This window comes from Micromonospora sp. RV43 (assembly GCF_001029515.1).
Taxonomy (GTDB): Bacteria; Actinomycetota; Actinomycetes; order Mycobacteriales; family Micromonosporaceae; genus Micromonospora; species Micromonospora aurantiaca.
Genome location: NZ_LEKG01000279.1, coordinates 1 through 6,015, shown reverse-complemented (window position 1 = coordinate 6,015; position 6,015 = coordinate 1). Strand labels below are relative to the sequence as shown.

At 73.3% G+C, this 6,015-nt stretch carries 6 protein-coding genes; 4 read left to right on the top strand and 2 right to left on the bottom strand.

The annotated features are described in order from the left end of the window. Nucleotides 1-957: molybdopterin-dependent oxidoreductase (locus tag ABD52_RS35790; protein ID WP_047894654.1), on the top strand; the 957-nt coding region annotated here is incomplete at its 5' end. 176 nt (nucleotides 958-1,133) lie between these two features. Here ABD52_RS35790 and ABD52_RS35785 read toward each other — a convergent pair. Continuing rightward, a complete protein-coding gene (locus ABD52_RS35785; RefSeq protein WP_013288543.1) occupies nucleotides 1,134-1,517 on the bottom strand; it encodes a WhiB family transcriptional regulator in 384 nt (127 codons plus the stop codon). A 252-nt stretch (nucleotides 1,518-1,769) separates the two neighbouring features. Here ABD52_RS35785 and ABD52_RS35780 point away from each other — a divergent pair, with 252 nt between their 5' ends. Next, nucleotides 1,770-2,588 carry a response regulator transcription factor gene (locus ABD52_RS35780; RefSeq protein ID WP_013288542.1) on the top strand — a complete coding sequence of 273 codons (819 nt, stop codon included), beginning with the start codon at nucleotides 1,770-1,772 and terminating at the stop codon, nucleotides 2,586-2,588. 12 nt (nucleotides 2,589-2,600) lie between these two features. Here ABD52_RS35780 and ABD52_RS35775 read toward each other — a convergent pair whose 3' ends face one another. Next, nucleotides 2,601-3,005: a DUF5319 domain-containing protein gene (locus ABD52_RS35775; RefSeq protein ID WP_013288541.1), complete on the bottom strand. Its 405-nt coding sequence runs from the start codon at nucleotides 3,003-3,005 to the stop codon at nucleotides 2,601-2,603. A 197-nt stretch (nucleotides 3,006-3,202) separates the two neighbouring features. On the opposite strand from ABD52_RS35775, the gene guaB reads away from it, so the two are divergent. Both guaB and ABD52_RS35765 read left to right on the top strand, forming a co-directional pair. After that, nucleotides 3,203-4,765 (top strand): IMP dehydrogenase, encoded by a 1,563-nt coding sequence (guaB, locus tag ABD52_RS35770; RefSeq protein ID WP_030269408.1) that lies wholly within the window; start codon nucleotides 3,203-3,205, stop codon nucleotides 4,763-4,765. 31 nt (nucleotides 4,766-4,796) lie between these two features. After that, entirely contained in the window at nucleotides 4,797-5,915 is a 1,119-nt protein-coding gene (locus ABD52_RS35765) for a GuaB3 family IMP dehydrogenase-related protein (protein ID WP_013288539.1), read from the top strand. Nucleotides 5,916-6,015: the final 100 nt, after the last annotated feature.

Below are 6,015 nucleotides of genomic sequence, written 5' to 3'. Positions count from 1 at the left end.
GGGGCGGGCAGCGTCACCGCCTCCCGGGCCGCGCCCGCCCCGCAGGTGCCGGCCGGAGCCGACCTGTCACTGCCCCGGCTCGCGCCGTACGTGACGCCGAACCGGGAGTTCTACCGGATCGACACGGCGCTGGTGGTGCCGCAGGTGGACCCGGTCACCTGGCGGCTGCGGATCCACGGGCGGGTGCGCAACCCGATCGAGCTGAGCTTCGACGACCTGCTGGCCCGCCCGATGGTCGAGCGGTACGTGACGCTCGCCTGCGTCTCCAACGAGGTGGGCGGCGACCTGATCGGCAACGCGCGCTGGCTCGGCGTACCGATCAGGGAACTGCTCGACGAGGCCGGCCCGGAGGAGGGCGCGGACCAGGTGGTGGGCCGCGCGGTCGACGGGTGGACCTGCGGCACGCCCACCTCGGTGCTGCGCGACGGGCGGGACGCGCTGCTCGCGGTCGGCATGAACGGCGAGCCGCTGCCGATCCAGCACGGCTTCCCGGTGCGGATGGTGGTGCCCGGCCTCTACGGGTACGTGTCGGCCTGCAAGTGGCTCACCGAGCTGGAGCTGACCAGCTTCGCCGACTTCGACGCGTACTGGGTGCCGCGCGGCTGGTCCGCGCAGGGCCCGATCAAGACGCAGTCCCGGATCGACACGCCCCGGCCCCGCAGCCGCCCGGCCGCCGGTCCGGTGATCGTGGCCGGTGTGGCGTGGGCGCAGCACCGCGGCATCCGTCTCGTCGAGGTACGCGTCGACGGCGGCCCCTGGCAGGAGGCGACGCCGGCCCAGGCCGTGTCGGCGGACACCTGGGTGCAGTGGTCCTGGCGGTGGGACGCGACGCCGGGCGAGCACACGCTCCAGGTGCGGGCGACCGACACGACCGGTGAGACCCAGACGGAACAGCGCGCCCCGGTCGCCCCGGACGGCGCGACCGGCTGGCACACAGTGCGGGTCACGGTCACCTGACGACCGCCCCACCCCGAAAGATCAACACCAGTTCCCCGAAGTGGTGGCATCAGAGGCTCCGCGATATAGCCATTTCGCCGAGCTGGTGTTGATCACGCGCGGGGCGGCGGGGCGGGACGACACGACGACGCCGCGCCCCGGGGTCCGGGGCGCGGCGTCGGGGGTCGTGAAGCCGGTCAGGCGACCTTGCGCTGGTCCGGCACGGCGGTGTTGTGCGGCCGGCCGAGGCGCGCCTCCAGCCGGGCGATGTCCACCTTGGTCTGCCGGCGGTCGGCCAGGTCCTCCCAGCCGAGGGCGAGCAGCCGCAGCCGCTCGGACTCGCTGAACCCGCCCCAGACGCCGTACGGCTCGCGTACGGAGAGCGCGTGGGCGGCGCACTCGGCGCGTACCGGGCAGGCACGGCAGACCGACTTGGCACCCATCTCGCGGCGCAGCCGGGAGGAGCCGCGCTCGCCGTCCGGGTGGAAGAACTGCGCGCTGTCGCGGCCACGGCAGGCTCCGAGCCGCTGCCAGTCCCAGAGCTCGTCGATCGGTCCAGGCAGCCTACGTACGTTCGACATCAGCACCCCTCCTCCCGCGCGGCACCGCGGAGAATGTTCGTTGCCAGCTACCGGGCGGCGGTCCGCGCGGGATGCCGGTTCCGGATGAACCCCTCGGTACCCGAGCGGTCCGCGCCTCACACATCTGTGATCGAAAACCTCGGACACTCGGCGGCATATGCCCCATCTGTCGGAAAAGTTCGGATGATTGCCCGGAACCCCCTCCCGAGCCCACCTCCGCATGGTCTGCTCTGAGTCGGAGAGGAGACCACTGTGCGTAGTGTTCTTGTGTGCGTTCGGACACCATTGGCGGCCCAGCATCTGACCTCCGCGGCGGCGCGGCTCGGGCTGTCCGGCGTCGTCCGGACGGCCGTCTCCGATCCGGAGGTGATGTTGCGGCTCGCCGAGCGCCCGGTGGACGTGGTGCTCGCCGATACCGCCCTGACCCGTCCGGACAGCGCCGGCTTCGTCCGGCGGGTGCTGGCCCGTGCCCCGCAGGCGGCGGTGCTGCTGCTCGGCGCCGAGGAGTCGGAGTCGGCGGCGGCCACCATCAGCGCCGGGGCGCGCGGACTGATCCAGAACGCCGACCACGACCTGACCAGCGCGGTCGCCAAGGCGCTGCTGCTGCTCTCCGCCCCCGGGCGGAGCAACAGGCACCGGGTGGCGGACACCGCCCGGGACGCGGCGGCTGTGGGCGGGCCGACCCGGCCGGCGGCGCCGGGGCGTACCCAGGGTGGGCCCGGCTGGCCGGCGACGGCGCCGGTGGACGCGGCGGGCCTGCCCACAGTGGTGCCCGTGCAGCGGGGTGAGGACCCGGACGACCCGGCGGCGGCCGACGGCGCGGAGGCGCCCCGGCCCGGTGCGGCCCAGCGGCCGGCGCGGTCGCCGCGCAGCGCGATCGGGCTGACCGAGCGGGAGCTTCAGGTGCTGCTCGGCATGGCCGAGGGCAAGAGCAACGCGGAGATCGGGCGGGAGCTGTTCGTCTCCGAGGACACGGTCAAGACGCACGCCCGGCGGCTGTTCCGCAAGCTCGGCGCGCGCGACCGGGCGCACGCCGTGGCGGCCGGGTTCCGGGCCGGCCTGGTCGCCTGACCCGCGCCGGGATCACTCCTGCGCGGAGTCGTCGGTGCCCTCGGTGAGCGTGTCGTGCACGCCGTCGGCGTAGCCGCGGGCGTAGTCCCAGCTCACGTAGTGGTCCGGGTCGGGGTCGTAGGCCGGCTCGTGCACCCGGGGACGCCCCGAGTTGAGCAGGTGGCGCAGGTTGCCGCGCAGCAGGTCCCAGTCGAAGTAGTGCGGCTCGCGGCAGTCCTCGCACTCGATCACCAGGCCGCGCACGCCGATCGGCTGGAGCAACGCCTGGTAGATCTCCAGATCGGCGAGATCCTCCAGGACGTCCTGGCGCTCGACCTCGCTCAGCGGGTCGAGCGCGTCGTCGTCGCCGGGATCGTGCAGGCCGGCAGCCGGATCGGCCGGGTCGCCGTTGAACGGGTCGATGGGCTCGTCGTGCACCCCTTCACCGTAGACCCCGCGCCGCCGGAAAGCCCGCCCCAGCCCGTGCTGTGGCCCGGCCTACCCTCGGGCCCGCCGCTTCCCGGGCGCGGACGGGCAAGTGGGTACGATGAGGCGACGCGCCGTCACCAGACGCCTGCCGGTGCCCCCGCGCGCCGCCTCGCTGCAGCCCGTACGACCAGCTCAGGGGAGCAATCGTGGAGAATTCGCCCAGCACCGAGATCCCGGCCGGCACCGACGGCGGGGAGTTGGGTGGCCATCTGCCCGAGCTGCCGGCCGGTTCGGCCCGGGTGGTGCCGCTCGGGCTGACCTTCGACGACGTCCTGCTCCAGCCGGGCGAGTCGGACGTCGTGCCCAGCCGCGTCAACACCCGCACCCGCCTCACCCGCAACATCGAGCTGACCGTGCCGCTGCTGTCCAGCGCGATGGACACCGTCACCGAGGCGCGGATGGCGATCGCCATGGCCCGCCAGGGCGGCATCGGCGTGCTGCACCGCAACCTCTCCGTCGAGGACCAGGCGCTCCAGGTCGACCTGGTGAAGCGCTCCGAGTCCGGCATGATCACCAACCCGGTGACCGCCAGCCCGGACGACACGCTGCGCGAGGTCGACGCGCTCTGCGGGCGCTACCGCATCTCCGGCGTGCCGGTGGTGGACGGGCAGGGCCAGCTGGTCGGCATCGTCACCAACCGCGACATGCGGTTCGTCTCCGACCCGGCCACGCCGGTGCGCGAGATCATGACCCGCACCCCGCTGATCACCGCCCCGGTCGGCGTGAGCAAGGACGACGCGCTCGGCCTGCTGCGCCAGCACAAGATCGAGAAGCTGCCGATCGTGGACGCGGGCGGCAAGCTGCGCGGCCTGATCACGGTCAAGGACTTCACCAAGAGCGAGCAGTACCCGAACGCCACCAAGGACGACGCGGGCCGGCTCCGGGTCGCCGCCGCGGTCGGCGTCGGCGAGGACGGCTACAAGCGCGCCCGTGCCCTGGTCGACGCCGGCGTGGACGTCGTCATCGTCGACACCGCGCACGGCCACCAGCGCGCCGTGCTGGAGATGGTCGCCCGGCTCAAGCGGGACGTCTCCATCGACATCGTGGGCGGCAACATCGCCACGTACGCGGGCGCGAAGGCGCTCGTCGAGGCCGGCGCGGACGGCGTGAAGGTGGGCGTCGGCCCGGGCGCCATCTGCACCACCCGGATCGTGGCCGGTGTGGGCGTACCGCAGATCACCGCGATCATGGAGGCGGCCCGCGCCGCCGGCCCGGCCGGTGTGCCGGTCATCGGTGACGGCGGCATCCAGTACTCGGGCGACATCGCCAAGGCGCTCGTCGCCGGCGCCGACACGGTGATGCTCGGCAGCCTGCTTGCCGGCTGCGAGGAGAGTCCCGGCGAGCTGATCTTCATCAACGGCAAGCAGTACAAGGCGTACCGGGGGATGGGCTCGCTCGGCGCGATGCAGTCGCGGGGCCAGGGCAAGTCCTACTCCAAGGACCGCTACTTCCAGCAGGACGTGCTCGCCGAGGACAAGCTCGTCCCGGAGGGCGTCGAGGGCCAGGTGCCCTACCGGGGGCCGCTCTCCGCCGTCGCCCACCAGCTCATCGGCGGGCTGCGCGCCGCGATGGGGTACGTGGGCGCGGAGAGCATCCCGGAGCTGCACCGGCGTGGCCAGCTCATCCGGATCACAGCGGCCGGGCTCAAGGAGAGCCACCCGCACGACATCCAGATGACCGTCGAGGCGCCCAACTACCACTCCCGCTGAACCACCACCCCCAAACCACCTGGAGTCCCCCATGCGTGACGTGGTCGAGATCGGGCTGGGCAAGACCGCGCAGCGCGGCTACCACCTGGACGACATCGCCATCGTGCCGAGCCGCCGCACCCGGGACGTCGACGACGTCTCCACCGCGTGGCAGCTCGACGCGTACCAGTTCGGCATCCCCTGCGTCGCGCACCCCTCGGACGCGACCATGAGCCCCGCCTCGGCGGTCCGGCTCGGCCAGCTCGGCGGCCTCGGCGTGCTCAACGTCGAGGGCCTCTGGACCCGGTACGAGAACCCGGCCAAGATCCTGGAGGAGCTGGCCGGTCTCGGCGAGGACGCGCGGGCGACCAAGCGTCTCCAGGAGGTCTACGCCGAGCCGATCCGCCCCGACCTGATCGCCGAGCGGGTACGCGAGCTGCGTGAGGGCGGCGGCACGGTGGCGGTACGGGTCTCCCCGCAGCACACCCTGGCGCTGGCCCCGGTGATCCTCGACGCCGGCGTGGACATCCTGGTCATCCAGGGCACGCTCGTCTCGGCCGAGCACGTCTCCACCACCGACGAGCCGCTCAACCTCAAGGAGTTCATCGCCGACCTGGACCTGCCGGTAGTCGTCGGCGGGTGCACCGACTACAAGACCGCGCTGCACCTGATGCGTACCGGCGCGGCCGGTGTGATCGTGGGCATCGGCGGCGACGACTGGTCGACCACCGAGTCGGTGCTCGGCATCCGGGTGCCGATGGCCACCGCCATCGCCGACGCCGCCGCTGCCCGCCGCGACTACCTGGACGAGACCGGCGGCCGGTACGTGCACCTGATCGCCGACGGCGACATGCAGACCTCCGGCGACATCGCCAAGGCGCTCGGCTGCGGCGCGGACGCGGTGATGCTCGGCGAGCCACTGTCGTTGTGCGAGGAGGCGCCGGCCGGGGGCGCCTGGTGGCACTCCGCGGCCAGCCACCCGTCGCTGCCCCGTGGGGCGTTCGAGGTGGCCGGTGAGCCGCTCGGCTCGATGGAGAAGCTGCTGTTCGGCCCGGCCGACGAGCCGGACGGCCAGCTCAACCTCTTCGGCGGCCTGCGCCGCGCGATGGCCAAGTGCGGCTACCGCGACCTGAAGGAGTTCCAGAAGGTCGGGCTGGTCCTCGACCGCTGAGCATCGGCTGAGCACCGCGCGGCGGCGCGGGCGGCGGCCCGGACGAGTTCCGGCCCCGCCCGCGCCGTCGCGCGTCTAGGCTCGCCGGGTGGGACGGGGG

Coding starts and splice junctions, on each gene's coding strand:
- ABD52_RS35765 (WP_013288539.1), top strand. CDS start 4,797: ATGCGTGACGTGGTCGAGATCGGGCTGGGCAAGACCGCGCAGCGCGGC.
- ABD52_RS35785 (WP_013288543.1), bottom strand. CDS start 1,517: ATGTCGAACGTACGTAGGCTGCCTGGACCGATCGACGAGCTCTGGGAC.